24 protein-coding genes are annotated in these 25,579 nt (G+C 29.3%); 17 read left to right on the forward strand and 7 right to left on the reverse strand.

Translation table 11 applies throughout. The features are described 5' to 3' along the window. Positions 1-166: 166 nt before the first annotated feature. The 6 genes from BEE63_RS14770 (at position 167) to BEE63_RS14790 (ending at position 4,309) form a co-directional block, all read left to right on the forward strand. Positions 167-1,342, forward strand: coding sequence for an SGNH/GDSL hydrolase family protein (locus BEE63_RS14770; protein ID WP_066022120.1), 1,176 nt, complete (start codon positions 167-169; stop codon positions 1,340-1,342). Between the two features lie 90 nt (positions 1,343-1,432). Then, entirely contained in the window at positions 1,433-1,573 is a 141-nt protein-coding gene (locus tag BEE63_RS21760; protein WP_175400853.1) for a hypothetical protein, read from the forward strand. 33 nt (positions 1,574-1,606) lie between these two features. After that, complete coding sequence (locus BEE63_RS14775; RefSeq protein ID WP_066022121.1) at positions 1,607-1,954, forward strand: ATP-binding protein; 348 nt, start codon at positions 1,607-1,609, stop codon at positions 1,952-1,954. A 578-nt stretch (positions 1,955-2,532) separates the two neighbouring features. Continuing rightward, positions 2,533-3,222 (forward strand): thioesterase II family protein, encoded by a 690-nt coding sequence (locus tag BEE63_RS14780; RefSeq protein ID WP_175400854.1) that lies wholly within the window; start codon positions 2,533-2,535, stop codon positions 3,220-3,222. Positions 3,223-3,268: 46 nt separating this feature from the next. Continuing rightward, complete coding sequence (locus BEE63_RS14785; RefSeq protein WP_066022123.1) at positions 3,269-3,874, forward strand: 4'-phosphopantetheinyl transferase family protein; 606 nt, start codon at positions 3,269-3,271, stop codon at positions 3,872-3,874. 18 nt (positions 3,875-3,892) lie between these two features. Further along, the gene (locus tag BEE63_RS14790) at positions 3,893-4,309 is read left to right on the forward strand and encodes an acetyl-CoA carboxylase biotin carboxyl carrier protein (protein ID WP_066022124.1); all 417 of its coding nucleotides are present in this window, start codon (positions 3,893-3,895) and stop codon (positions 4,307-4,309) included. Positions 4,310-4,446: 137 nt separating this feature from the next. Here the strand turns inward: BEE63_RS14790 and BEE63_RS14795 are convergent, their stop codons facing one another. Together BEE63_RS14795 and ftsX are read right to left on the reverse strand one after the other, a co-directional pair. Then, positions 4,447-5,217, reverse strand: a complete 771-nt coding sequence (locus BEE63_RS14795) for a C40 family peptidase (protein WP_066022125.1) — start codon at positions 5,215-5,217, stop codon at positions 4,447-4,449. A gap of 198 nt (positions 5,218-5,415) precedes the next feature. Further along, on the reverse strand, positions 5,416-6,327 hold the full coding sequence (ftsX, locus tag BEE63_RS14800; protein WP_081312561.1) for a permease-like cell division protein FtsX: 912 nt from the start codon (positions 6,325-6,327) through the stop codon (positions 5,416-5,418). A 240-nt stretch (positions 6,328-6,567) separates the two neighbouring features. Here ftsX and BEE63_RS14805 point away from each other — a divergent pair, with 240 nt between their 5' ends. Beyond that, a complete protein-coding gene (locus BEE63_RS14805; RefSeq protein WP_066022126.1) occupies positions 6,568-7,635 on the forward strand; it encodes a tetratricopeptide repeat protein in 1,068 nt (355 codons plus the stop codon). A gap of 187 nt (positions 7,636-7,822) precedes the next feature. Further along, a complete protein-coding gene (locus BEE63_RS14810) occupies positions 7,823-9,868 on the forward strand; it encodes a methyl-accepting chemotaxis protein (protein WP_066022127.1) in 2,046 nt (681 codons plus the stop codon). A gap of 94 nt (positions 9,869-9,962) precedes the next feature. On the opposite strand, the gene BEE63_RS14815 is transcribed toward BEE63_RS14810, so the two are convergent. From BEE63_RS14815 to BEE63_RS14825, 3 genes are all read right to left on the reverse strand, one after another. Then, complete coding sequence (locus BEE63_RS14815) at positions 9,963-10,997, reverse strand: LysM peptidoglycan-binding domain-containing protein (protein ID WP_066022128.1); 1,035 nt, start codon at positions 10,995-10,997, stop codon at positions 9,963-9,965. 153 nt (positions 10,998-11,150) lie between these two features. Next, positions 11,151-12,623 carry a glycoside hydrolase family 1 protein gene (locus BEE63_RS14820; RefSeq protein WP_066022129.1) on the reverse strand — a complete coding sequence of 491 codons (1,473 nt, stop codon included), beginning with the start codon at positions 12,621-12,623 and terminating at the stop codon, positions 11,151-11,153. Positions 12,624-12,759: 136 nt separating this feature from the next. Next, positions 12,760-13,614 (reverse strand): MurR/RpiR family transcriptional regulator, encoded by an 855-nt coding sequence (locus tag BEE63_RS14825; protein ID WP_066022130.1) that lies wholly within the window; start codon positions 13,612-13,614, stop codon positions 12,760-12,762. Between the two features lie 430 nt (positions 13,615-14,044). On the opposite strand from BEE63_RS14825, the gene BEE63_RS14830 reads away from it, so the two are divergent. From BEE63_RS14830 to BEE63_RS14845, 4 genes are all read left to right on the forward strand, one after another. Continuing rightward, the gene (locus BEE63_RS14830) at positions 14,045-14,701 is read left to right on the forward strand and encodes an HAD family hydrolase (protein WP_066022131.1); all 657 of its coding nucleotides are present in this window, start codon (positions 14,045-14,047) and stop codon (positions 14,699-14,701) included. Between the two features lie 103 nt (positions 14,702-14,804). Then, entirely contained in the window at positions 14,805-15,269 is a 465-nt protein-coding gene (locus tag BEE63_RS14835; RefSeq protein ID WP_066022132.1) for a hypothetical protein, read from the forward strand. 239 nt (positions 15,270-15,508) lie between these two features. Beyond that, positions 15,509-17,209, forward strand: coding sequence for a methyl-accepting chemotaxis protein (locus tag BEE63_RS14840; RefSeq protein ID WP_066022133.1), 1,701 nt, complete (start codon positions 15,509-15,511; stop codon positions 17,207-17,209). 347 nt (positions 17,210-17,556) lie between these two features. Next, positions 17,557-18,939: a radical SAM protein gene (locus BEE63_RS14845; RefSeq protein WP_066022134.1), complete on the forward strand. Its 1,383-nt coding sequence runs from the start codon at positions 17,557-17,559 to the stop codon at positions 18,937-18,939. A gap of 89 nt (positions 18,940-19,028) precedes the next feature. On the opposite strand, the gene BEE63_RS21765 is transcribed toward BEE63_RS14845, so the two are convergent. Then, positions 19,029-19,181: a hypothetical protein gene (locus BEE63_RS21765; protein ID WP_175400855.1), complete on the reverse strand. Its 153-nt coding sequence runs from the start codon at positions 19,179-19,181 to the stop codon at positions 19,029-19,031. A 274-nt stretch (positions 19,182-19,455) separates the two neighbouring features. Here BEE63_RS21765 and BEE63_RS14850 point away from each other — a divergent pair, with 274 nt between their 5' ends. The 4 genes from BEE63_RS14850 (at position 19,456) to BEE63_RS14865 (ending at position 22,064) form a co-directional block, all read left to right on the forward strand. Next, complete coding sequence (locus BEE63_RS14850) at positions 19,456-19,707, forward strand: hypothetical protein (RefSeq protein WP_066022135.1); 252 nt, start codon at positions 19,456-19,458, stop codon at positions 19,705-19,707. A gap of 362 nt (positions 19,708-20,069) precedes the next feature. Then, positions 20,070-21,149, forward strand: a complete 1,080-nt coding sequence (locus BEE63_RS14855) for a M24 family metallopeptidase (protein WP_066022136.1) — start codon at positions 20,070-20,072, stop codon at positions 21,147-21,149. A gap of 19 nt (positions 21,150-21,168) precedes the next feature. Next, positions 21,169-21,849 (forward strand): metallophosphoesterase family protein, encoded by a 681-nt coding sequence (locus tag BEE63_RS14860; RefSeq protein WP_066022137.1) that lies wholly within the window; start codon positions 21,169-21,171, stop codon positions 21,847-21,849. A gap of 29 nt (positions 21,850-21,878) precedes the next feature. After that, positions 21,879-22,064: a hypothetical protein gene (locus BEE63_RS14865; RefSeq protein ID WP_066022138.1), complete on the forward strand. Its 186-nt coding sequence runs from the start codon at positions 21,879-21,881 to the stop codon at positions 22,062-22,064. Positions 22,065-22,094: 30 nt separating this feature from the next. Here the strand turns inward: BEE63_RS14865 and putP are convergent, their stop codons facing one another. Continuing rightward, the gene (gene putP, locus BEE63_RS14870) at positions 22,095-23,564 is read right to left on the reverse strand and encodes a sodium/proline symporter PutP (protein WP_066022139.1); all 1,470 of its coding nucleotides are present in this window, start codon (positions 23,562-23,564) and stop codon (positions 22,095-22,097) included. 221 nt (positions 23,565-23,785) lie between these two features. Between putP and BEE63_RS14875 the strand changes: the two genes are divergently transcribed. Beyond that, complete coding sequence (locus BEE63_RS14875; RefSeq protein WP_066022140.1) at positions 23,786-25,402, forward strand: PucR family transcriptional regulator; 1,617 nt, start codon at positions 23,786-23,788, stop codon at positions 25,400-25,402. The last annotated feature ends 177 nt before the right edge of the window (positions 25,403-25,579 follow it).

A 25,579-nucleotide genomic window follows, 5' to 3' on the forward strand; every position in this document is an offset into this window, starting at 1 on the left:
AAGATCACGAGTTGAAAAATTAAAAACTTGTGGTCTTTTTTATTATGCTTCAAACAGAACTCATCAAATTAATAACACTGCTTCTTGAAAAGTATATATAAAATATTTACTTTTTATATATATAATATATTATATGATATAATTTAGTAAAAAAGGAGGAGCTATAATGAGAAAAAAATTAAGCTGCCTATTAATGATTTTTATAATGTTTTTAACTATACAAGGGACATCAGATGTTTTAGCAGATGAACTTCAAAACGTTAAGCTTAACAATTACAATGCTACTTCTAAAACTGCTGATGTTACCATGCCAAACTCAAAGGAGAATGATGATATTTATGACAAGGCTCTTTTAATTGGACGATTTGATACAAGTGATCCTGCAGGTCCAAAGTTTGCATGGAGTAATACTACAATTAAAGCTAAGTTTAAAGGAACTGGAATAAGCGTGAATTTTAAGATAATAGGTGATAACTGGTTTGATGTAATAATTGATGGCCAGTTAAAAACACCAATTTATGTAAGTGAAACTACAGCATTTCCTATGACCTTAGCCTCGGGACTAAAAAATGAAAAACATACCTTGGAGTTAGTTAAAAGAACTGAGGCCTTTTGGGGTGAAGTACAATTTTTAGGGCTTACTGTTACAGATGGAAAATTGCTTGATCCACCAACTCCGTCCTCTAGGCGCATAATGTTTATTGGTGATTCAATTACTTGTGGATATGGAGATGAAGGCACTGATCCAAAACAAAAAGCCCAAGAGGAACATGAAAACTCTAATTTAGCTTATGGAGCTTTAACTGCTAAAAATCTAGGTGCAGATTCTATGATTATCGGTTGGTCAGGAATAGGAATACTTCGTGATTGTGATGGACACTCTTCAAATGTAATGCCTAAGCGCTATGACACAATAGTACCTTATACCTCAAATAAACTTTGGGACTCTAACAAGTGGACTCCTAAGGTAATAGTTATTAATCTTGGTACAAATGACTTTAGTGTTGACCCAAAAGTAAGTTCACCAATTCCAGATAAAACAGCCTTTACATCAGCATACTCAGCTTTTTTAGATCATATAAGAAGTCAGTATCCTAAGGCATACATTTATTGTGCAATTGGACCTATGCTATCAGGCGACAAGCTTAAAATTCAACGAGAGTACGTTAGAGATATGGTTAGATCAAGAAAATCAGCTGGTGACAACAGAATTCATTTTATTGAGTTCCCTATTCAAAATCCACACAATGGTTATGGTGAGGAGCACCATCCTAGTTTAAAAACTCATGCATTAATGGCTAGCCAGCTTACTGAACAAATTAAAGATGATTTGGGTTGGTAAATCTTAATTAGATTTTACAATGGAATTATATAATATTAAAAGTTGCAGCTGACTTAATTCCCGCTGCAATTTTTGCATAAATATATTATAATGATAAAATATATAACAAAATGCTTTTTTTATGAAAAACACCATAAGTATGAAGGGAATGTAGAAATGGATAGTACACAAAGCGATAATGAAAACTTGCTTGTAATTGGAGCTACTAATACACCTTGGCAGGTCGATTAAGCTTTAAGACGTCCGGGTAGATTTGATAGAATATTGTTTATTCAACCTCCAGATTTTAAGGCTAGAGTAGAAATATTAAAACTTTACTTGAAAGACAAGCCATGTGAAGGAATAGAATATAAACGTATAGCTAAAAAACTTGTAAAGTACTCTGGTGCGGATATAAAGGCAATATGTGATGTGGCAAGTGAAAATGTAATAAAGATAGCTATGGCTAAGGGGAAAATAATTCCTATTACAACAAAAGACATAAATGAGGCTATAAAACAAGTTAAGCCTTCTACACTAGAGTGGCTCAGTACTGCTGAAAATTATGCTACATATAGTAATCAAAGTGGAATATATGATGACATAATAGATTATTTAAAGTCAGCTAATTAAAAATTTATGTATGCTACAGGTTGTAAGTTTGGTAGGTTCAAATCCTATTATCACTATCCAATTAAAGTTTAGGTGTCTCAAATGTTTGAGGCACTTTTTATTTTTCAGAATTTTATAAAGGATATATAAATTAAGTTGAAAAGTGAAAATGAATTAAAAAGAAATGAATGAATATAGGGAAAAAACTTTTTATGATAGAAAAAACAGAAAAGATACATATTTAAAATAATATTGATTTTACAATGTAAAAAGGTTAACATGTAATAAAGAGGAACTTATACAATATAAAGTTAATAAAATTTTTATTATATATATTTGGAATTTTTAGTATGATTCAAAGTTATCATTAATGCAATGTTTAGTACTTAATGTTTAAATATCTTATTAAATAAATTTTGAATCAACTACATTATATAGAGTTTTTATTGTAATGATTAGAATAAAATATTATGCAGCTAGGTAAGGTTGGTCTATTAATGTTATTCTTGATTAACTTTACATATGCCGTACACAATTCCCTAAACATTTATTTCTATTACTATTTGTGTTGCGGCGGCAGTGGCGAGATGGAGGTTAATATGAAATTATTTTGTTTACCGTACGCTGGTGGATCTAAGTCTATATATTATAAATGGAAAAATCAAGTTGATCACAATATAAAACTGAAACCGATAGAATTAAAAGGTAGAGGAGTTAGATATGGTGAAGGTTTTTATACTGATTTTGAAGAGGCGGTTAATGACATATATTCAAAAATAAAGGATGAAATTATAGATGATGAATATGCAATCTTTGGACATAGTATGGGAAGTTTATTAGCTTTTGAGCTTTATTATAAAATTGTTGATAGTGGTGGGAAAATACCAGAACATATATTTTTTTCAGGATATGCAGCACCACACTGTGCTAGAATAAAAAAACCAATACATAATTTACCTGATGATGAATTTATGGATGAAGTTATAAAACTTGGAGGGACACCAATTGAAGTGGTTCAAAACGATGAACTGTGTAAATTAGTAACTCCTATATTAAAAAATGATTTTAGAATATTAGAATTATATGAATATAAGAATAGAAGTAATCCAATAGAATGCGATATAACTGTTTTAAATGGAAGTAAAGATACATTAACCTTTGAGGAATTAAATGGATGGAAGATGCATTCGTTAAAAAATACAAGAATACTTACATTCGAAGGGAATCATTTTTTCATTAATAATAATATGAAAAAAATTATAAATTTAATTGAAACTACCCTATTATAAGGTAATAAAATTGTTATTTATTGATTATGAGGAGAAAATTATATAAATGAAAATTAAAAGAAAGAAAGTTGATTTTAATTTAAGTAAGGAGAGGTTTAATTATTTTCTTACGTTCATGAGCAAGGAAGAAAAAGATAAAATATTAAAATATAGAAGATATGAAGATTCTTTAAGATCATTATATGGAAAGTTAATGCTTAAGGATATTTTAAATTTAGATAAAATTCAATTGAAGTATAATAAATGGGGAAAACCTGAGCTTATGAATAATAGTAGAATACATTTTAATATTTCACATTCTAGTGAGTGGGTAATTGTTGGAATTGCAGCGAAGCCTATAGGGGTTGATATACAAAAAATTGATAAAATTGATTTATCAATAGCGAAAAGTTGTTTTTCTAAAGATGAGAATGAATATATTTTATCCTTACCTTCAGATGAGCAAAAAGATGCTTTTTTTAAATTATGGACTCTTAAAGAAGCATTTATAAAAGCAAAGGGGATGGGATTATATATGCCATTAGATTCATTTACTATAAAAATGTTAAATAATAAACCTGTATTACATAGTGATAAAAATGAGAAATGCCAATTATCTGTTCAGCGAGTAGAAAATGATTATTATATGTCTGCATGTGTATTAGAAGAATAAAATTGGAGTTAATATAAAATGAATAAATATGATTTCTTTAAGGTTGTTGAACTGATAACGAATTCAAACATTTCATATATTGAATTAAAAACAGACAGTTTGCATATAAAAGCATTAAAGGAAGATTGTAATAAGAAATTTTATAGTAATCTAAAAATAGGTGATGAAATTTGTTGTACTAAAGAAAAGTCTAGTATTATACAGATAAAATCGTTATATGTTGGTGTGATAAATATTTTTAAGGGTGAGACAAGTGATGAATATATAAAGGCAGGAAGTAAAGTTAAAAAAGGTCAAATATTAGGTAGTATTATGTTTTTAAAAATACCAATAAATGTAGTGTCACCGATTGATGGTATAGTAACAGAAGTACTCGCTAAAAATAATGAAATAGTCGAATATGGACAAGTACTTTTCAAGATAAAAAAAATATAGATTGCTGTTAACTCAAAAAACGTTGTTGTATGGTCCAATACCTAAGGTAAAAGCAAAATTATAGTAATAGACTGTCGTCAAGTATTATTTTGAAAGACATTGGCAGTCTATTACTATAACTTTATATGATTTTGTAATTAGAATATTCTTTTAGCTATAGAATACCCTCTTATAGGAACAAGCCTTACATATGCTCCAGTATGAGGGGATTCTATCATTTGTCCATTCCCTGCAAATATAGCTACATGGGAAGGAACAGACGTAGAACCAAAGAATAATAGATCACCTGGTTGTAAATCTGTAACAACACGACCACATTTAACTTGATCTCCTGTATAATGTGGGAGACTTATTCCAAAGTGTGCATAACAGTATAGTACTAATCCAGAGCAATCAAAACCACTAGGAGTAATTCCTCCATATACGTATGGAACACCTATGAATTGTTCTGCATATCTTACTAGCTGTTCTCCTAACGAAGTCGGAGTTCCCACGGTAATAGTAACTTCAGAGTATGTTTTAGAATTATCGTTTCCGATAGCCCAAACCCTCAAAGTATGATCCCCATCAGGGAGATACATAGAATAATCATATCCAGAATAATCAGCACCTGGGTATTCTGGATACTCTTGTTTAACATCAGGCCTTGGAAGTCCAAAGTGGTCTCCATTAACTAAAGTTTTTTTCCATTTGCCATCAACATATATGTCAATTGCTTTTATACCAGAAGCATTTAATCCCCAACCTCTCAATCTTATTTCAGAGTTAGTGGGGAATGCTTGTCCATTAGAAATTTCCAGATATGTTCTAGGAATTAAGCTATCGGCTTTAGAACTCATGGATGGTGCGATAAACGCAAAAGCTATTAAAAAGAATAGTAAACTAATAATTTTTTTTGTCTTTTTCATTGCTTCTTTGACCTCTTTTCTTTTTTTATATACATTACATTTACATTATATACAAAAACAAGAAAATGTCAAATAATAACATTAGATACAATTATGGAAATATTATACTATGAATAGGAAAAACAAATAATATTGAAATGTGAATTTTAAATTATATTTTAACTATGGTTGATAATATTTAAATGTAGGATTTTGTAATTAAAGTTTTTTTACACCAAACATACTTATTACACCGCACACAATTGTGCTAATGATTATGATACTCCATGACATAATTATAAGTATAAAAGATGGAGCTATAAAATTCATGAATATTGATGCAGTATAAGAGACTACTTTTATGTATGCAAAATTGTATACAAAATAAATTGCTGCTACTGCTGCAACCCCTCCTAAAAAACCAATTATCATTCCTTCGAAAATGAACGGCCACCTAATAAACCAATCTGTTGCACCAAGAGATTTTATTATACTTATTTCTTCACGTCTTGAATATATGGAAAGTTTCATTGTGTTATTAATTAAGATAAGAGATACTACTGAAAATATTAGAAAAAGAGCTGCTTCTATCCATTTAGCCAATTTAGTAATTGATAATAATTTTTCTACGTTATTTTCACTGTGAGTAATTTCAGTTACACCTTTTAAGGGGTCAATTTTAAAAACTATATTAGAAATGTCATCTGGTTTGTCTACTTTAATTATATATGAATTTGCTATTTCATTGTTATTCTCAGAATTAGCTAATAGATCCTTAGCTTTTATGCCTGTCTTCTTTTCTAGATAGGCTAAAGCTTTTGATTTACTTTGAAAAGTAACATCATTTACATCATCAGCTTCTTTTATTGTACTGTATATTTTTTGCTGTTCTTCTGCTGTTATGTCATTACTTAAAAAGACCTGTACTTTAGGTTCGGAATAAAAATCATTAATTCCAATTTTAACATTTATCAGAAGTAGTAAAAACAGACCTAAAACAAATAATGTTGCTGTTACTGCTGTAATAGAAGCAATGTTAACAGTGATGTTTCTTTTAATACCTTTTAATGCATCTTTAAAAAATAAACTAAAATTGCTAATAATCATAATCGTAATTACATCTCTTTTCATCTGGTTCTAATATTCCGCCCTGAATACAATAACGTTGTTAAAGTATATTAATATTAATTATAACATGATAGAATACTTTTTACTTTAATAAATTTAGATGAAATTTCTATAATAAGTTAATATAATAAAAAGTTTGTAGTATTATATAATTTATAATTAATTTTATTAAAATTGTTTTTATTTAAGGTAAGATAAGTAAGGAAAGAGAAAAATATATAAAGTTCTAGGAGGTTAAATATAATGATTTATAAAATAATGTTTGATATGGCTTTTATATTTATTTGTATTGCAATTTCAGTTGTTATACTTTTTGCCAAAAGTGTTTTTATTGTAATTAAATCAAAAAAATTAATTAATAAGGGACAGGCACATAGAGCGATTGATATGTTATCAAGGAAAATAAGTAAAACAAATTCAATGGATTATCTTTTTTATACATATAGAGCTGATGCATATATAACAATAAAGAATTATAATAAGGCACTTTTGGATTTATGGGAGGCATCTAAAAAGTATACTAATATATTAAACTTTTTTTATGTTGGATATATATATTGTGAATTAGGACAATATGAAATAGCTAAAACATATTTTTTGAAGGCTACTAAGATTAAACCTAAGTCTCCAATAGCATATTCCTATCTAGGATGGTTTTACTATAAAACTAAGGATTATAATAAAGCATTACAAGCATTAAATAAATCCATAGAACTTAAAAATACTGGAGAATTTTATGCTTTAAATGATGCATATTTGAATTTTGCTAGAGTTTATACAGAACTTCACGAATACGATAAGGCAATTGATAGTGTTAAAAATGTACTAAAAGGTAAAAAAAAGAACTCAAAAGCATACATAATTTATGCTAATTTATTGAGAATTAAAGGAGACAATGCTGGGGCTAGAAAGTATGCTTTAAAGTCAATTGCAATTAATAAATATAATGAATTGCCATATAAGATTTTAGCTGAAATAGCTTTAGCTGAAGAAAATTATGATGAATTTTATAAGGAATTTAAACAATTTGTTAGCAAGAAAGGTATTGCTGTAAGAGAAGATGATATACAAGATGAAATTTATGATAAAGTTAGAAACGATGAAAAATTTAAAGAATTAATCAAAGAAAAAGAGGATATTATCTCATGGAAAGATTTAAATATTAAATTTGAAGACTATGAAGCATTAGCACTAGAAAGAAAGAGGAAAAAGGAAGAGTCTGTGATTAAGCTAAAAAAACCAGTTATTGTAATGATATTAATTACATGCGTGGCATTATATATTGTGAATAAGGTTATTTTTAGAAAGTAATGTATACACTGATAAATGAACTAAAAAAATATTTTATATCTTTACTTTAAGTTGTACAAATATAGCGTTGATAAAAAATGTTTAAATATAAATAAAGAAAGAAAATAAACGATAATAATGTATAAATATATATTATTTATGTATATGTTTACATTATTTGCAGATAAACTTTAAGGAGGATATAAATATGCCAAAAATTAAAAGTATTAAAGCAAGGACTTTATTATCAGTATTACCGGTAACAATAATATTACTAATTATATTGGTTGCTTCCAGCTATTATGTTTCAAAAAACATGCTAAGTAAGCAAATTGACTCTAAAATAAAAAATAATGCAAATGAACTTAAGGTATCTGTTGATTCTAAACTTCAATCTCACGCTATGGTGGCAAAAACTCTTGCTAAAACAGTAGAGACAAGTGGAAGTAATATGTCACAGGATGACTATAAGAACTTATTATCAAAATATATTTTATTAAATCATGATACTATGGGTGCAGGAGTTTGGTATGAACCTTCAAAATATAAAGGTGATATAAAGTATTTTGGACCATATGTGTACAAGCAAGGTAATAAAACTGAATATACAGATCAGTATATGTCAGAAGACTATTCATATCCTAATCAAGACTGGTATAAGGACGGAAAAAACAGTAATGGCAAAGTGTCATGGACGACTCCGTACTACGACAAATCAACTAATATGACTATGCTAACGACAACTGTTCCATTTTATGATGGAAACAACAATTTTATAGGTGAAACCACTGCTGATATAAATTTGAATGATCTTCAAAGTATAATGGGCGGTTTAAAAATAGGAGAATCCGGAAAAGCATTTTTATTGACTAAAGATGGTTATTATATAGCTGGGGTGGACAAGTCTGACATAATGAAAAAGAATGTTAAAAATGATAGCAAGTTTTCAGGTATATCAAAAAGTTTATTAAGTGGAAAAAGCGGTAATGGATATTATTATGATGGAAATGACAAAAGGGTTATTTATTATATCCCTATTGGAGAAACAAATTGGGTACTCGCTATAACTATGTCACAATCTGAAATATATGCACCACTTAGAAGTCTACTTACTACTTTAATTATATTGGGTTTAATAATGTTAGCTTTGATTTCAGCCGCTATAATTGTGTATAGTAATTATATAACTAAGAGTGTATCTGAAGTAAATAAACTTTCTGAAACTATTTCAGGAGGAGATTTAACACAAAGTATAGAGGTTAAATCAGAGGATGAATTGGGTCAAATGACAGAAAATTTGAATGTTATGTCTCAAAATTTGAGAAATGTGTTTAAGTCATTTTTGAATAGTCTTGATAATATTGTTGGTACGTCCGAGGAATTAACAGCAAGTGCTGGACAAACTGAATCGGCTGCAGGTCAGGTAGCGGTATCAATGCAGGATATTTCAAACCAGGTAAATTCTCAAGCGGATAATACGAAACAAATATCCAGCGAGGTAGAAGAAATAAATAGGTCAATTAAAAATATAAAAGATAATATGTCTGAAACTTCATCGCTTTCGGCATCGGCATCGACATCAGCTAAGAACGGAGATCAGATAATAAAGAATGCTATTGAGCAAATAAAAGAAATAACAACTTCAGTTAATGAAACAACTGGGATTGTCAATGAATTGGATGATAAGTCAAAGAAAATTAACGACATAATTTCAATTATAAATGATATATCGGAGCAGACTAATTTACTTGCATTAAATGCTTCAATTGAAGCTGCTAGAGCAGGAGAGGCTGGAAAAGGATTTGCTGTTGTTGCTGATGAAGTTGCAAAACTAGCAAATGAATCAAGTAAGTCAGCTGAGGAAATAGGCAAGTTAATACATGAGATTCAAGTTAAAATAACTAATACAGTAGACTTTATGGGTAAGGAAACTGCTGCGGTTAAGAAGGGTAATGAGTTAGTTGAAAGTGCTGGAAAATCATTTTATGAGATAGTAAATTCAGTAAATGATGTTTCATCTAAAATTAGTGAAATGGTAAATGAAGTTGATGCAATTTATGGAAGCTCTAATGGTATGACTAATAATGTTATGAATATTTCAAGTTCGGCAAATAAAACTTCAGATAATATACAAAATGTTGCTGCTGCATCAGAGGAACAATCCGCATTAATGAAGCAGATTTCGGAGGCAGCTGAGGGACTAACAAAGATAGTCGTTGAACTTCAGGAACACATAAGTAAATATAAAATTTAGGATTTTCTCTAAATGAAAAAGCGGCGAATTATGTAGAGTTCGCCGCCTTTTATTTTAAAATTTGTTTTTATATCATAGGTATTTTATGCACAAATTATTGTCCGTTTGCTTTTAAAACATTTGCCTGATGTACTGGATCTATTACAGGATTAGAGTGTCCTAAGGAATTATAAAAGTACATATCAGTATGTCCATCAAAACCATTATCAGTGATAGTTTCAACACCGTGAGGCATTCCTGTTAAGCTAACTGCCATTTGGTAATTCACGCCGTTTTTTGTAAAGTATAAAACCATAGGTCTTTTATGATCGTTAGCCCATGACCAGGAGCCATAAAGTGATTTCATAACATCAGTATCAGCAAGTGTTAATGGCTCTACATCACTATGATTTGATCCTTCCATGTATTTTATTTTAAAAGTTTTGTTAGTAGCTAAGTCTCTTAAAGTTCCCTCTGTACCAACAGTCCATAATCTCATTGCATTTTCCCACGTATATATATCACCGAAATTGTCATTTACTCTAGCTTTCATCATGGTAATTCCTACGGGTTTAACTATCTCAGTTGAATTTACAGGAATAGTTAAAGTTTGAGTAGGTACTATAGCATCTGATAGAAGCATGTTTGATTTCATTATTGCATCTTCTGTTGTTTTATATTTTTGTGCTATAGTCCAAAGATTGTCTCCAGCCACTACTTTATAATTAACTGTTGTAACTGATGGAACTACTGGTGTAACTGGTGGTGTCTGTGTCCCATATACTATACCTTCAATTAGCAATTCTTGTCCTATATTTAAAGTTGTTGTTGTTAAATTATTTTTTTGCATTATGCTATCCACAGTTGTTCCATATTTTTTTGATATGAGCCAGAGGGTATCCCCTGAAACTACTGTGTGAACAAGATTCAATTTTAATACTTGTCCAACATTTATAACATCAGAAGTTAATACATTCCATTTCTTTAAATTATCTATAGTAACATTATATTTGGTAGATATACGCCAAAGACTATCTCCTGCTGCAACAGTATAAGTATTACTTAAAGTTTGAGCATGAATTGTAGATGGAATAAATAGTCCTGTTCCAATTACTGCAGATAATACTAAAGTTAATATTTTCTTTTTCATTTGATTATCCTCCATTAATTTTATACATTTTTATAAGTATTAAGTGGTGTAATCGATTCATGTATTATATACTAACAGAGAATTTTAATTGTGAATAGATGAGTTTTGATGGAAATACAGGTATATTAATTCTATATTAAAAAGTGCGCTGTATTAATCAAATAAGCATTCACCATTTGTCTCGATAACTTTCTTATACCAGTAGAAAGATTTTTTGGGAATGCGTTTGTAGGTGCCATTTCCGTAGTCATCACAGTCAACGTAGATAAATCCGTAACGTTTAGACATTTGTTTAGTTGATTCTGATACTAAATCAATGCAGCCCCAGGAGGTATAACCAAGACACTTAACTCCATCATATTCTATAGCATCAAGCATTGCTTTAAAGTGTGCATCAAAGTAGTCAATACGGTACTGATCATCTATTGTTCCATCTTCTTTAATTTCATCTTTAGCTCCAAGACCATTTTCAACAATAAATAGGGGTTTGCGGTAGCGATCATATAAATCTACCATTGATATTCTAAGACCTACAGGATCTATCTGCCATCCCCAGTCGCTTGTTGGTATATAAGGGTTTTTTATTGCAATCATTGTATTTCCTGGTGTAGTTATTAGACCTTCTGTTTCTGCTGCTGTACAGGAGGAGGCATAATATGAAAATGAGACAAAATCTACAGGATATTTTTTCATTATTTCATCGTCATTAGGACCTTTTTTTATTACTATACCATGATTTTTAAATCTAGATAATAGGTAAGAAGGATATTCACCAAATACTTGAGTATCACTGTAGCAGTAAGTACTGCGCATGTCCTGCTGAGCTTTTAGAACGTCTTCCGGTTTACATGTATATGGATAATATGTTAATTTTGTAAGCATGCATCCAACCATCGAACCTGGAATTATTTCGTGGCATATTTTTGTAGCCAATGCACTAGCGACAAATTGATGGTGCATTGCTTGAAATATTACCTGCTCCCACTTAATGCCAGGGAACCTATCTTCAATTAATCCGCCAGTTGTATAAGGGTGCCTTATCATTGAATCAACTTCATTGAAAGTGAGCCAATATTTAACTTTATCCTTATAACGTGTGCATATAGTTTTTACATATTTCACAAACAAATCAACTACTTCTCTTGAGTACCAGCCGTTATAATTTAATACTAAATTAATAGGAGGTTCATAATGAGACATTGTAACCAATGGTTCAATGCCGTATTTTAAACATTCATCAAAAACGTTATCATAGAATTTTAAACCTTCTTCATTAGGCTCTTTATCGTCACCATTTGGAAATATTCTAGTCCATGCGATAGACAGTCTATATACTTTAAAGCCCATTTCTGCAAACATTTTAATATCTTCTTTATAGTGATGATAAAAATCTGAACCGTGACGTTTTGGGTATAATGATGTATCATCTGATTTTAATGCTTCTTCAATATCTCTAGTTGTAACTTCATTTTGTTTCTTGTAATCTTTAACGTCTACATCTAAATGGTGGCGGGCACAATCAGAAACACTAATGCCTTTTCCACCATCTTTAAAACCGCCTTCAACTTGATTGGCAGCAGTAGCTCCACCCCATAAAAATCCTTCTGGAAATTTTCTTGTGCTCATATTATCACTCCCGTTATATTTTATATCATATATTATAAATTGAATTTATAAACAAAAATATAGCATGAAGACTATAAGGTTTAAATATCCAGAAAAATTATGTCTATGTGCTTAATTCTGAAAAAAAGTACCAGATTTAAGTGCTTTTTAACCATCTATATCTTTCACAATTTAATGCAGCTACGTTTTTTTTGACACTGTCATAATTGTGTACTAATAATGCTGCTGCAAGTATGTCTAGAACATATTGAGTGGAAGTTGTAAAAATAACAGTTGACAATTCCAAAGTGTTTTCCGAAGTCATTATGTTTATATGGTCATCAGTTAGTTTGGACAACCCTTCATCAATGTTACCGGTGATTGCTAAGGTTGAAATTTTTAATTCTTTTAGTTTTTTAGCAGTATCGTACATACTTGGATTTTTGCCAGTATGTGAAATTAAAATTGAATAAGAAGGAGTTTTTTCTAATTGAAGTCTTTTGGCATGATTCCAATTGATGCTGCTATAGGCTCCAGCTGTAACTCCTATTTCTTCGAGTTTATAGCAAAACATTTTAGCTACTTCATAATTTATACCTTCACCATAAACATCAATTATTTTGGCCTTTTTTAGGAAACTAATTATTCTATCAATTACGTTGTAATCCAGCATACTTCTTGTATAATCAATGGCTTTAGAGTAAATTAGCGGCATAGTATGTATAATATCATTAATTTCTGTATTTTTATTATAAGGCTCTATTTTTAAAGCTTCTTTAAGTTTCATCATCTCTGGATATTCTGAAGCATAAATGAATTTTAAGTCCGCATATCCTTTTACACCTAATTTTTTGCATAGTCTAATAATTGTGGAGGCACTAGTGTAGCTTGCTGCTGCTAATTCTGTTACACTCATTTCAATTAAGGCTTTAGGATGCTTTAATATATAATCTATAGCGGCTTTTTCCTGAAACGTAAAATTATTTGAACTTTCCATTTTATCTATTATCATAAATACACCTCTGATTTTATTTAAGCGATTTGTGAGAAATGCATATGTTATTGATTATTATCTTAAAATTTTATTATATCACGTAAAATTTTCAAATGCGAAGTAATAGTGTTTTGAAACATTAAATAAAAATCATAAGGCTAATCTCCAAATTATAAAAATATTATTACTTCGCTTAAAATAAAAGCAAGGTAAATTTTTCTCCGCTTCACCGCAAAAAATAATATATTAACCTATTTAAAGATAAAATGATTTCATTTCAAGATTCCGTAGGTACGGAGGAATTTTTTCTTTGCTTTACCCCAAAAGTGAATTAACATTGATTTGTAACTATTTAAAAAAAATCAATGTTAATTCAATATAGTTGAACAAAGCATAAAAATAATTGTATAATGACATTGAACATTTTTAGACAAGGAGATATTACTATATGAAAAAATACGATACTGTTATATTTGATTTGGATGGAACACTACTTAATACACTCGATGATCTCGCTGATAGTGCTAATTTTGCATTGTCATTATATGATTTACCAAATAGAACAACAGATGAAGTTAGAAGATTTCTTGGCAATGGTGTAGCAAAGTTAATTGAACGATGCATACCTAATGGACGTCAAAATGAATATTATGAAAAGTGTCTTGCGGATTTTCGTAAACATTATTCTAAAAATATGCAGAATAAAACTACTCCTTATACTGGTATTATGGAACTTTTAGGACAACTATCAGAAAAAGGATATAAAATTGCTATTGTTTCAAATAAATTTGATTCGGCTGTAAAAGGACTTAATGAACTTTATTTTAACAAGTATATAAAAGTGGCAATCGGGGAAATGGAAAGTGAGGGGGTTGCTAAAAAGCCAGCTCCTGATACTGTATTTAAAGCTCTTAAAGAATTAAGGTCTACCCCTGATAGAGCAGTATATGTAGGTGATTCAGAAGTAGACGTTAAAACAGCTAAAAATTCTGGACTTCCATGTGTAGGAGTAACATGGGGATTTAGAAATAGACAAATTTTAAATGATGAAGGTGCTAATTATATTATAGACAAGCCAGAACAGTTGGTGGAAATAGTTTATTAACTTAATTGTTAATAATGGATTATTTTATAGAAATTTTTATATAAAAATAGTAAAATTAAAATAACAATGGTATTAGATTATATAGAGAGGTGGGGAGAGTTAAATGCAAATAGATCAATTATCACAATTAATGCAACTTCAAGCATTACAAGGTACATCAAATTCAAGTAGTAATTCAGGGACAGGCAATGAAAATTCAATTTTTAATAATTTGTTAGAACAAATACTTGAAAATCAATCTAATGAAAAAACTACTACATCAAATGCCGTTTCAGCTACAAATACAAATGCAAATACGAGTAATACAAATAGTACTAACTCTGTGGCGAAAGAATTAGTACTTATGATGCAGCTTCAGGCACTTCAAAGCATGTCATCAAGTTACAGCAGTATTGATAGTATTGCTAATGGTGATAATAATTCAGATTCAAGTAATGGTTTGAACGCGAATAATTATGCTTATCAAATAATGAATGGTTTATCACAAAGTTCTGATAGTAGTGGAGATAGTTCTCTAAGTAATTTTGGCCAGAATACTAATGATTTAGGCTCAAATAGTTTTCTATAAATATATTTAATAAGTAAATATGAAAAGCGATTGCAAATAAATAGCAATTGCTTTTTTTTATTATAAATTAAGCAAATAAAATAAGAAATTTGTCTTTAAAATATTCTTGTAATTTTAATAATATTTTAAATAACATAATTTTCACATAAATTTTTGATATTTAAACGATAAATATTAGTTATAATTTTATAAAATGTGGTGTTAATAGAAATTACATAATAAAAAAGAAGGTGTAGTATATGAAAAAATTATCAAGACTTAAAGTTAAAACAAAATTAATTATATCGTTTGCAGTTATTACTTTATTTATCGCAGCAGTTTGCGTTGTCGGAATAGGATCTCTAAGTTCAATGAACAATACATCTAACGCTATGTATACCGTTGGAATGCAAAGCGTTTTTTATTCATCATCCATAGAAAAAAATTTAACACAAAGTGATAAGGAATTACAATCTCTCGTTTTCGTAAGGGATGCTTCTAAGAAAGCTGAAATTGAAAATAAAATAAAAACTATATATAGTAAAAATAAAACTCTTATTACCGCTTATGATAAGATTCAAAATGATTCATCATGGAAAGGGTTAGAAAAACAAATTAGTCAATATGTTTCACAAAGAGATAAAATAATTAAACTTGTGGATGAAAATAATTTTGATGCTGCAGCCGAAGAGTATAAAATCTTGTCTGTATCAGTTGAAAAAATAAATACACAGCTTGACAAATCAGTTAGTACTAACATTTCTAGAACTAAAACTGTAAGTAAAGGTAATACAACTACGTATGAAACTGATTATAAAATAATGCTGGCTTTATTAATAGCCGGGGTAATATTTGCATTAGGTATGGGAGCTTTTATTTCAAGGCTTATTTCCGAACCATTATCAAAAATAAAGAATTTTGCAGAACAATTAGCAGAATATGATTTTTCTAGACCTATTGAAGTTAAAGCATCGGACGAATTTGGACAAACGGCACAAGCTTTAAATAAAGCAAGAGAAAATGTGAAAAGTTTAATTGGTACAATAAAGAATAATTCAGAAGAAATGAATAGTGCAAGTGAAAACTTATCTTCAATTAGCAATGAACTTAGAACAAAATCTGAAAATATAAATAGTGAAATAGAGAATATTGCTTGTGGTATACAGGAAACCAGCGCTTTTTCAGAAGAGGTAACAGCATCTATGCAAGAGGTTGATTCAAGCATAGGTAATCTTTCTCAAAAAGCAATGGCAGGAAGTAGTAATGCAGTCGAAGCTATAAACAAAGTTGATGAAATTCAAAATGAAATGAAAGCATCTATAGAGCAATCAAAAGAGATTGGAATTAAGCAAAAAGAGAAAATAGTAAAATCAATTGAAGACGGAAAGGTAGTTAATAAAATAGGTGTAGTTGCCGATACGATTTCGGGAATATCAAATCAAACGAATCTTTTAGCTTTAAATGCTTCCATAGAGGCAGCAAGAGCGGGAGAGAATGGTAAGGGTTTTGCAGTTGTAGCAGATGAGGTTGGAAAACTTGCTGAGCAATCTCAAAATGAAATAAATTCTGTTCGTGATGTTATAGAAAAAATACAAAATGCTTTTAAAAACATAGCAGAGGATAGCAATGCAGTTCTCCAATATGTAAATGTTGATGTTAATTCTCAATTTGAAAGTTTTATCAGTATAGTTAACCAGTATCATAATGATTCTTATTTTATGAGTAAAATGTCAGAAGAAATTGCAGAGATGTCAAATAAACTTTCTGCCGCAGTAAGCCAGGTTAGTGAGGCTGTAGAGAATTTAACACAAATAGCTCAAAAATCTTCTGAGAGCACTGAAACTATAAAAAATAGCATATATGAAAATACAGAGGCAATATCAAATGTAGCAGAAACTGCTAAAGTTCAAGCAGAGCTTGCCTCAAGATTACACACCACAGTAAAGAAGTTTAGGATATAATCATATACGGGGCTCGAGTCAAGGACCCATTATCCTTCTTGAATCTCAAAAAGGAACTTTCATGGCAGAGACTGAAAACCATGATTAAAGCTTGAATATGTGTACGGAGTTTGAATTTTTGTTATAAAATTCAAACTTCTTACTTTGTAAATTTTAAATTTAAACAAATTTTGGATAATATAGAGTAGAAATGGGTAATAGGCTTTGCCTAAACATCATATAGTATAAAAGTGGTAAAAAATCATCTTTTATACTATAATGTATATTGTAGAATTACTATTTAGCATTTTTAAATTGCAGGCATTTATATTAGTTTATAAAGCTATAATTTACTAGGAGGAATTTGTATGGAGATAAAAAATACTTTGGAGAAAGCTGCCAAAGAGGCTATTGTAAACAAAGTTGTTGGTTATCTTGACAAGGATCCGGAAAAAAACATAAGTAAAATATTTGCAGCTATTAAAAAGCTAACAAAGGATGAATCCGCGTTATCTCAGATTGAGTTTGTTGAGAATTATTACAACAACGATAAGTACAAGCATGAATTTATTCAGGATATTTTAAAAAATACTGATACTAAATGTTTAAAAAAATTTTTTACCAACTTTTTTGCAAATGCAAATTGGTATGCTGGTCCTAAAAGACAAAAATATTTGGACAAAGAAGATACTAAAATACCATTTGTTATGCTTTTGAGTCCATCTATGAGATGCCCACTTCATTGTAAGGGATGTTATGCATCAAGCTTCAGTAAAAAGGATGACATTCCACCAGAAGAAGTTGATAGAATTATTGGAGAAGCAAGAGATTTAGGGATTTATTACATTATTATTTTAGGCGGTGAACCGTTCTTTAATGACTATCTTCTTGACATTTATGAAAAGTATGATGACATAATGTTTACACCGTTCACCAGTGGACTTTTACTTAATGAAAAAATTGCTGATAGACTTAAAAAATGTGGAAATGTTATACCAATGCTTTCTATTGAAGGGTTTGAAGAAGATACTGATTCACGTAGAGGAAAAGGAACTTATAAAAAAGTTTTAAAAGCTATGGATATGCTCCATGAAAGAGGCATATTATTTGGAGTATCTTCTGCGGTTACAAGAACTAATATAAATACAGTACTCAGTGATGAGTTTACAGATATGCTAATTGAAAAAGGTTCTAAAATGAGCTGGTACTTTCTCTTCATGCCAGTTAATGGTGAGGATGAAGACTTTAATATGATGCTTACCGCAAAGCAGAGGGATTATCTTGGAAGAAGATCTAGAGAAATAAGAGCTAATAAGCCATATTTCACAATAGATTTTTTTAATGATGCGCCATATGTAGGTGGATGTATTGCAGGAAAATATTATTTCCATGTTAATTCAAAAGAGGATGTTGAGCCATGTATATTTTCTCATTTTTCCACAGTTAATTTAAAAGGCAAGCATTTAATTGATGCATTTAGAGATCCATTTTTCAAAAAACTAAGATCTATACAACCTTATAATAAAAACATGTTAAGGCCATGTATGATGATAGATAATACAAATGTTATAATAGATGTATGTAATGAAGTAGGAGCAAAACCAGATGATTCTGGAGCAGAAAAAATGCTTCACGATGATGTGTTCCATAAAAAAATAACAAAGACAGCAGAGGAATTTAAACCATATGCTGATAAGACATGGAAAGAATTTTTTAATGAAAAAGGTAATGAAGAATTTTCTAGGGGATAAAATTTAATTGGATTTCTCATATAAAAGTTAAGTAACTATTATATGAGAAATCCTTTATTTTATCTGAATACATTGAAAGATATTTATTACTATTTATTAGGAGCAGAATTCTTTATAGTTGAAGTCCATTGATTGTTTTCTGCTGTTTTTTCTTTTTTGCCATGCGAGTCGGATTTATTAAAGGAATCTGTAGGTAATGAAGTCCATTGGTTGTTTTCAGCTGTTTTTTTACACTTATTCATTTTTACCCTCCTTATATGAGTAATAATTTGTGCATACAGCAGAATAATATAATACTGTAGGCAAGTTTATAATAAATTAATTTTTGTAATTAATCATTAATTATTGTGCTACTAAAATTAAAATTAATTCACAATTTTAAAAATTAAATGTAGATAAATTTTTTCTATAAATATATAATAATTATAAGAAATATATTAGTTAATTTGAGATTTTTCTATTTTACCTTAAAGCTGGTATATCCGGTGTTCATTTTAAAAAATGAGGGTGATAAATATGAATCAAATCTATAGAAGAAACAAATATATAATAGTACCTGTATGCAGCGATTATTTAGTCATAAATACCAATAAAATATTTAAAAAAGGGCATACACACGTCAAGAAAATTAATACGGCAAAAATGCTGATAGATCTCGCAATATTTAAAGAAATACCTAAAAATCCGTATTTTATAGAAAACTTAATAAGGATTAGTGATGATGAAAATTATATAAAAAAATTGAAAGTATGCAGCGTAAGAAAATAAATAAAAAAGAGCTTAGAATCTTTAATATACATCCTTTAGTATGGATAATTGTTAGGGTTCTAAGTTTTTATTTTGAAAAATTTACCTTGCTCTTATTTTAAGCGAATTAATAGTATTTTCGAAACAATTTAAATAAAAGTCAATAAGACTTGCTTCAAATTATAAAAAGACTTAGAAATTTTAATTTGTTTGAGCTTTTTTCAGCGAGTTATTAAAATTCCTTAGTATTTTTATAATTTGGAGCTTAGTCTTATGATTTTTATTTAATGTTTCAAAATACTATTAATTCACAATATTTTTGTGCAAGCACTTGACTATATAAATAAGAATAGTAAATTATAAGTTGTGAGGAGTGAATTGTAATGAATAATAGTAGAATAAAAAGAATAGTAGACAATATGAAAAAACACAACTTGAATCAAATTTTAGTAACATCGCCTTCAAGTGTTTTTTATCTTTCTGGTGTATGGATTGATCCAGGCGAAAGACTTATGGCAATGTATATAGACGATGATGAGAATGTAGTATTAATGCTTAATAGTTTATTTAAAAATAATCCTGGTTTAGGGGAAATTAAGACTATGACCTATGATGACAGTGAAGATCCTATACCTATGCTTCTCAAAGTCATTGATGAAAATAGTACACTTGGAATTGATAAAAATTGGCCAGCGCATTATTTGATAGAAATTATGGAGCAAAAGCCTAATATGAAGTTTGCAAATTCTTCACTTATTGTAGATGAAGTTAGAATGATAAAGGATGAAGAAGAAATAAAACTTTTAAGAGAATCTTCAAAAATAAATGACAAGGTAATGGAAGAATTAGTTCAGTATATTTCTAAAGATAAAACTGAAAAAGAAATGGCAGAGACAATAGAGGGTATCTTTAAGAAGAATGGAATAGAAAAACAGTCTTTTGAAACTATCTGTAGTTACGGAAAAAATGGGGCAGATCCTCATCATTTTCCAGATAATACAAAATTAAATGATGGCGATTCAATAGTTATAGACATGGGTGGAGTTTATAATTATTATTGCTCAGATATGACAAGAACATTTTTCTACAAGGAACCACCAGAAGAAGCAAAGAAAATTTATGAAATAGTTAAAAGAGCTAATGCAGCAGGTAAAAAAGCTGTAAAACCTGGTGTTAAATTAAGTGATATAGATAAAGCTGCTAGAGATGTAATTGAAAAAGAAGGTTACGGCAAATATTATACACATAGGACAGGTCATAATATAGGAATAGACGATCATGAGGAACCATCTGTAGGAGGAAATTCAGATTTAGTAGCTAAAAAGGGCATGGTATTTTCGATTGAGCCTGGTATATATATTGGAGGAAAATACGGTGTTAGAATAGAAGATTTAGTTGTTGTAACTGAAGACGGCTGCGAGGTCTTGAATGAGGTATCTAGGGACATTAAGATAATAAAATAGTTTTAGGGAGATAATGGTTATGAGTAAATATGTTATGAGTGATTTGCATGGCTGTTATGATACATTTACTAAAATTTTAAAACTAATAAATTTTTCTAGAGAAGATGAACTTTATATTATTGGAGATATATTTGATAGAGGACCGGAACCTTTAAAAATTTTTGATTACATTATGGAGAACGAAAATATACATCTTATGAAGGGCAATCATGAATATATGTATCAAGGATTTTATGAAACTGGTTCTCCTGATCTCTGGTTTTTAAATGGTGGTAAGGTTACTTACGATGAAATAATGGGGCGTGGAGCTTCTTTTAATGATAAGTTATATGAATATGTAAAACACCTTCCTATTTATAAAATTGTAGGCAATAATATTTTAGTTCACTCAGAGGTGTTTTTTCCTGATAATTATGAGCAATTAAGTGTTCATGATATACTAAGCATACAAGTTGAAGAGGCAGTATTATGGGGAAGACATAACATAGGAAAAGAGAAAAAACTTGGAGAATACAATATTATTTGTGGACATACCCCTGTTCAGGCTATACAAAGTTTTGAAACCAAAGAAGATGTTAAAATACTGAAGCGAAACAGTACTTTTTATATAGACTGCGGATGTGTTTATGGTGAAGAAGCAGGAGGAAAACTTGCAGCTTTAAGACTAGATGATTACAAAGAATACTACGTTGAAGCTTAATGTGCAAAATTTAAAATTAAGAATTAAGAATGAAGAATGAAGAATTAAGAATGAAGGATGATTTTTTGCCGCTTTGCTCTGGAAAATCTACATTTTATAAAAGAACATTTCCACTTGTGGGAATGAAAGTAGTTATAAGTTTTGAAATTTTTCATAGTGGAACGGAGAAAAATTCACATTCATTCTTAATTCTTAATTTTTTTGTTTTGCTTTAAAATATTTTGTATAACAAATGTAATTTATTTTTATTCATTTAGTTTCTTCATCATAACATCAAAGGTTTTATCAACTGATTTATCATTCTGTGTTGTTAATAAGCTTACAACTATTATTGATATAAGTGAAAGTGAAAAGCCTGGAATCATTTCATATAAATATTTTGATAATCCAGAAGTAATCCATATAATTACAGTTAATCCTCCAACAATCATTCCTGATAGAGCACCGTATTTAGTCATTCGCTTCCAATAAAGACTTAGTAAAAGAACAGGTCCAAAAGCTGATCCAAAACCTGCCCAAGCTTGACCTACGATAGTTAAGATGGTTTTATTTGGCATATAAGCAATGAAAGTAGCAATAGCACCTATAACAAGTATGGAAATTTTACTTATCAGCATTTGCTTTTTTTCAGGAGCTTCTTTATTGAAGAAGGTAAGATAGAAATCCTTTGTGACCGAACTAGCACATACTAGAAGCTGCGAGGATAAAGTACTCATAATGGCAGCTAAAACTGCTGATAGTATAATCCCAAGTATGAATGGATGGAATAATACATCTCCTAGTTTAAGAAAAACCGTTTCAGGATCTTTTAGAGGCATATGCTTATCTGTAAAGTATACAAGTCCTATAAGTCCACTTGCGATAGCTCCTAGAAGTCCTATTGCCATCCAGCTTATACCTATTCTTCTAGCTGATTTTAATTCCTTTGCAGATTTAATTGCCATAAAACGTACTATTATATGAGGTTGACCAAAATATCCAAGTCCCCAGGCAAAATATCCGATTATTGCTGCAACGCTCGTACCTCTAAATAAATCAAATAGTTTTGGGTCTATAGCTGTTACCTTATGTACAAATGTACCTGGAGCAACTCCTATATTCATATAGGCTACAACTGGAACCATTATTAAAACTACAAACATGAGTGAACCTTGAAAAAAATCAGTAAGTGTTACGGCTAAAAATCCGCCAAAGTAAGTGTAAATGACAACTATAACAAGAGTCACTACTACGCCAGCAGTGTATGTAGAATTAAATAAATTTTTGAAAAGTTTTCCGCCAGACACAACACCAGAAGCTACATATAAAGTGAAAAAGACTAAAATAATTATTCCAGATACAAGTCGTAGAATATTTGAATTATCATTAAATCTATTTTCAAGATAATCGGGCACCGTTAAAGAATCATTTGCTACTTCAGTATAAATTCTGAAACGTGGTGCCAAAAGCAGATAATTGAAATATGCCCCAATAGTTAATCCAACACCTATCCATAAACTCGATATTCCTGTGCTGTAAACAGCTCCTGGAAGCCCCATTAGCATCCAGCCGCTCATATCGCTAGCACCAGCTGATAAAGCTGTTACCATAGGACCTAAGCTTCTTCCCCCTATTATATAATCTGAAATACCTGTGGTTTTTTTATAGGAACTATATCCAATAAAAAGTAAGATAAGTAAATATAGTCCTATAGCTAAAAAAGTAGAAAAATGCATATTGATTGCCCCCTTTAAGTATATGCATGTATAATATTATTAAGTTTGAAGTTACATGTTAAAACTCCACGAATATTATATTATCATACAAGTTTTGGTACAACAATAAAAATTGTTAAAGATTTGAGTATAATGGTAGTAAAAATGAAATTATTACATAAAAAAATGTACAAATTTAATGATATAATAACACTATCTAAGCGGAAGGGGTGATATACTCTATGGAAAAAGAGTTAGACAGCTTATCAGTAACAGAGATACTTGAAATGCCAATGTTTAAAAGAAGCATAGTTATAGCTGGAAGTCAAAATCTCAATAATAAATGCAAAAATATAACTATATTAGAAACTCCAGAAGGACTGGAATGGCTTGAAGGTGGAGAATTTATTTTAAGTACAGGATACGCATTCAAAGATGATGAAGGGGCACTTAAGAATGTTGTTTATAGGGCATTCAAGAGAAAAGCAGCGGCAATTGCAATTAAAGAAAAGAGATATATAGAGTCTATTCCAAAAGAAATGATAATTCAGGCTAACAAATATGGTATCCCACTTATAAAACTTCCGCATGATTTAGTTTATACAAGCACCATAACCAATTTTTATAATTCTCTTTTATATAAAAAAAATAGATATATATATGAAGCTAAAGAGATGCATGAAAAGCTGCTTACAATAATGCTTGAAAATAAAAATGTTGAAGGTACGGTAAAAGCACTTTCTAATCTCACAAATTTTAGTATTATTATAGTTGATAATGTGTTTAATATAATAGCTAAAAATGTAATTAATGGACATAATGATTTTTCAAAAGATATTAAAGAAGATAATATGGTACTCAGTAAGATAAGCAATATATCTGATATTTCGTGTTCTGTTGAATATAAAAACTATATAATAAACGAGTATAAAATAATATTTAAAAGTGAAATAATAGGCTATATGTATGTAATAAGTGATTCTCATATAGTTGGACTTAATTTAGAGGCAGTTACTAAGGTTAGGAATATTTTAGCTTTTAAACTTGAGAAGGAAAGGGAAGAGCCTTTAAATATAGTAAATATAAATAAAATCATAACTAATATAATTTTGAATAGTAAGAAGTTACCTGAAGAATTTTATATGAATATTAAAAATAATTATAGATGGAATGGGAGAGAGGAGTTTGTAGGACTTTGTGTTGAATTTAAATCGCATGGCTTGTCTAACGAAAAAAGAACTAAGTTAAGTGAAAGAGTATGCAGTCTTATAAGTAGAATATTTAACGAGAAAGGATTTTTTCTTACAGAAGATATTAATAAACTTACATTATTTTTTTCTATAGATGAAGAATTGAGTTTAGATAATATTATTAGTAAAATAACTGTTTTTGTAAATAAGTATGATAGTAATGTAAAGACAGCATTTTCTATTTCGAGAACTTATAAAGACATAAAGGACATACCTAAAATGTATAAAGAATGTTATATAGCATCATTATTTAATAAAAATGAAATTATTTATTATGATACGCTAGATACTATAAAGATTCTTTATTCCTTGGGAGGTAATGCGCAAACTGTTGAGTATTGCAAAAAGACCGTTGGTAATATTGAAAAGTATGATAATGAAAATAAGAGTGAACTTATGAAAACTCTTACCGCATTTTTTAAATACGATATGAATAAAAAGTTAATTTCTCAAAAATTACACATACATCCTGAAACATTGAGATATAGATTAAAAAAGATTTATGAATTAACAGGATATTCTGTTAATACTACAGAAGGAATTTTCGCATTAGAGATGGGCATAAAATTGCAAAGAATAATGAATATTAATTCAACAGATATAAAATAATAGATAAGTTTTTAAGCTAAATGCAAAAAAAGCTGTATATTTATGTACAATCATAAATATGTGGCTTTTTTTTTATGATTATTCAGTATTTTTAACTTTATTAAAATTTATTATAATTTATCTATAAAAATAATAAATTTACAACTACACTATGAATTTGATTATAAATTTAAAAAA

The sequence above is a fragment of the Clostridium pasteurianum genome (assembly GCF_001705235.1).
Lineage (GTDB): Bacteria > Bacillota > Clostridia > Clostridiales > Clostridiaceae > Clostridium_S > Clostridium_S pasteurianum_A.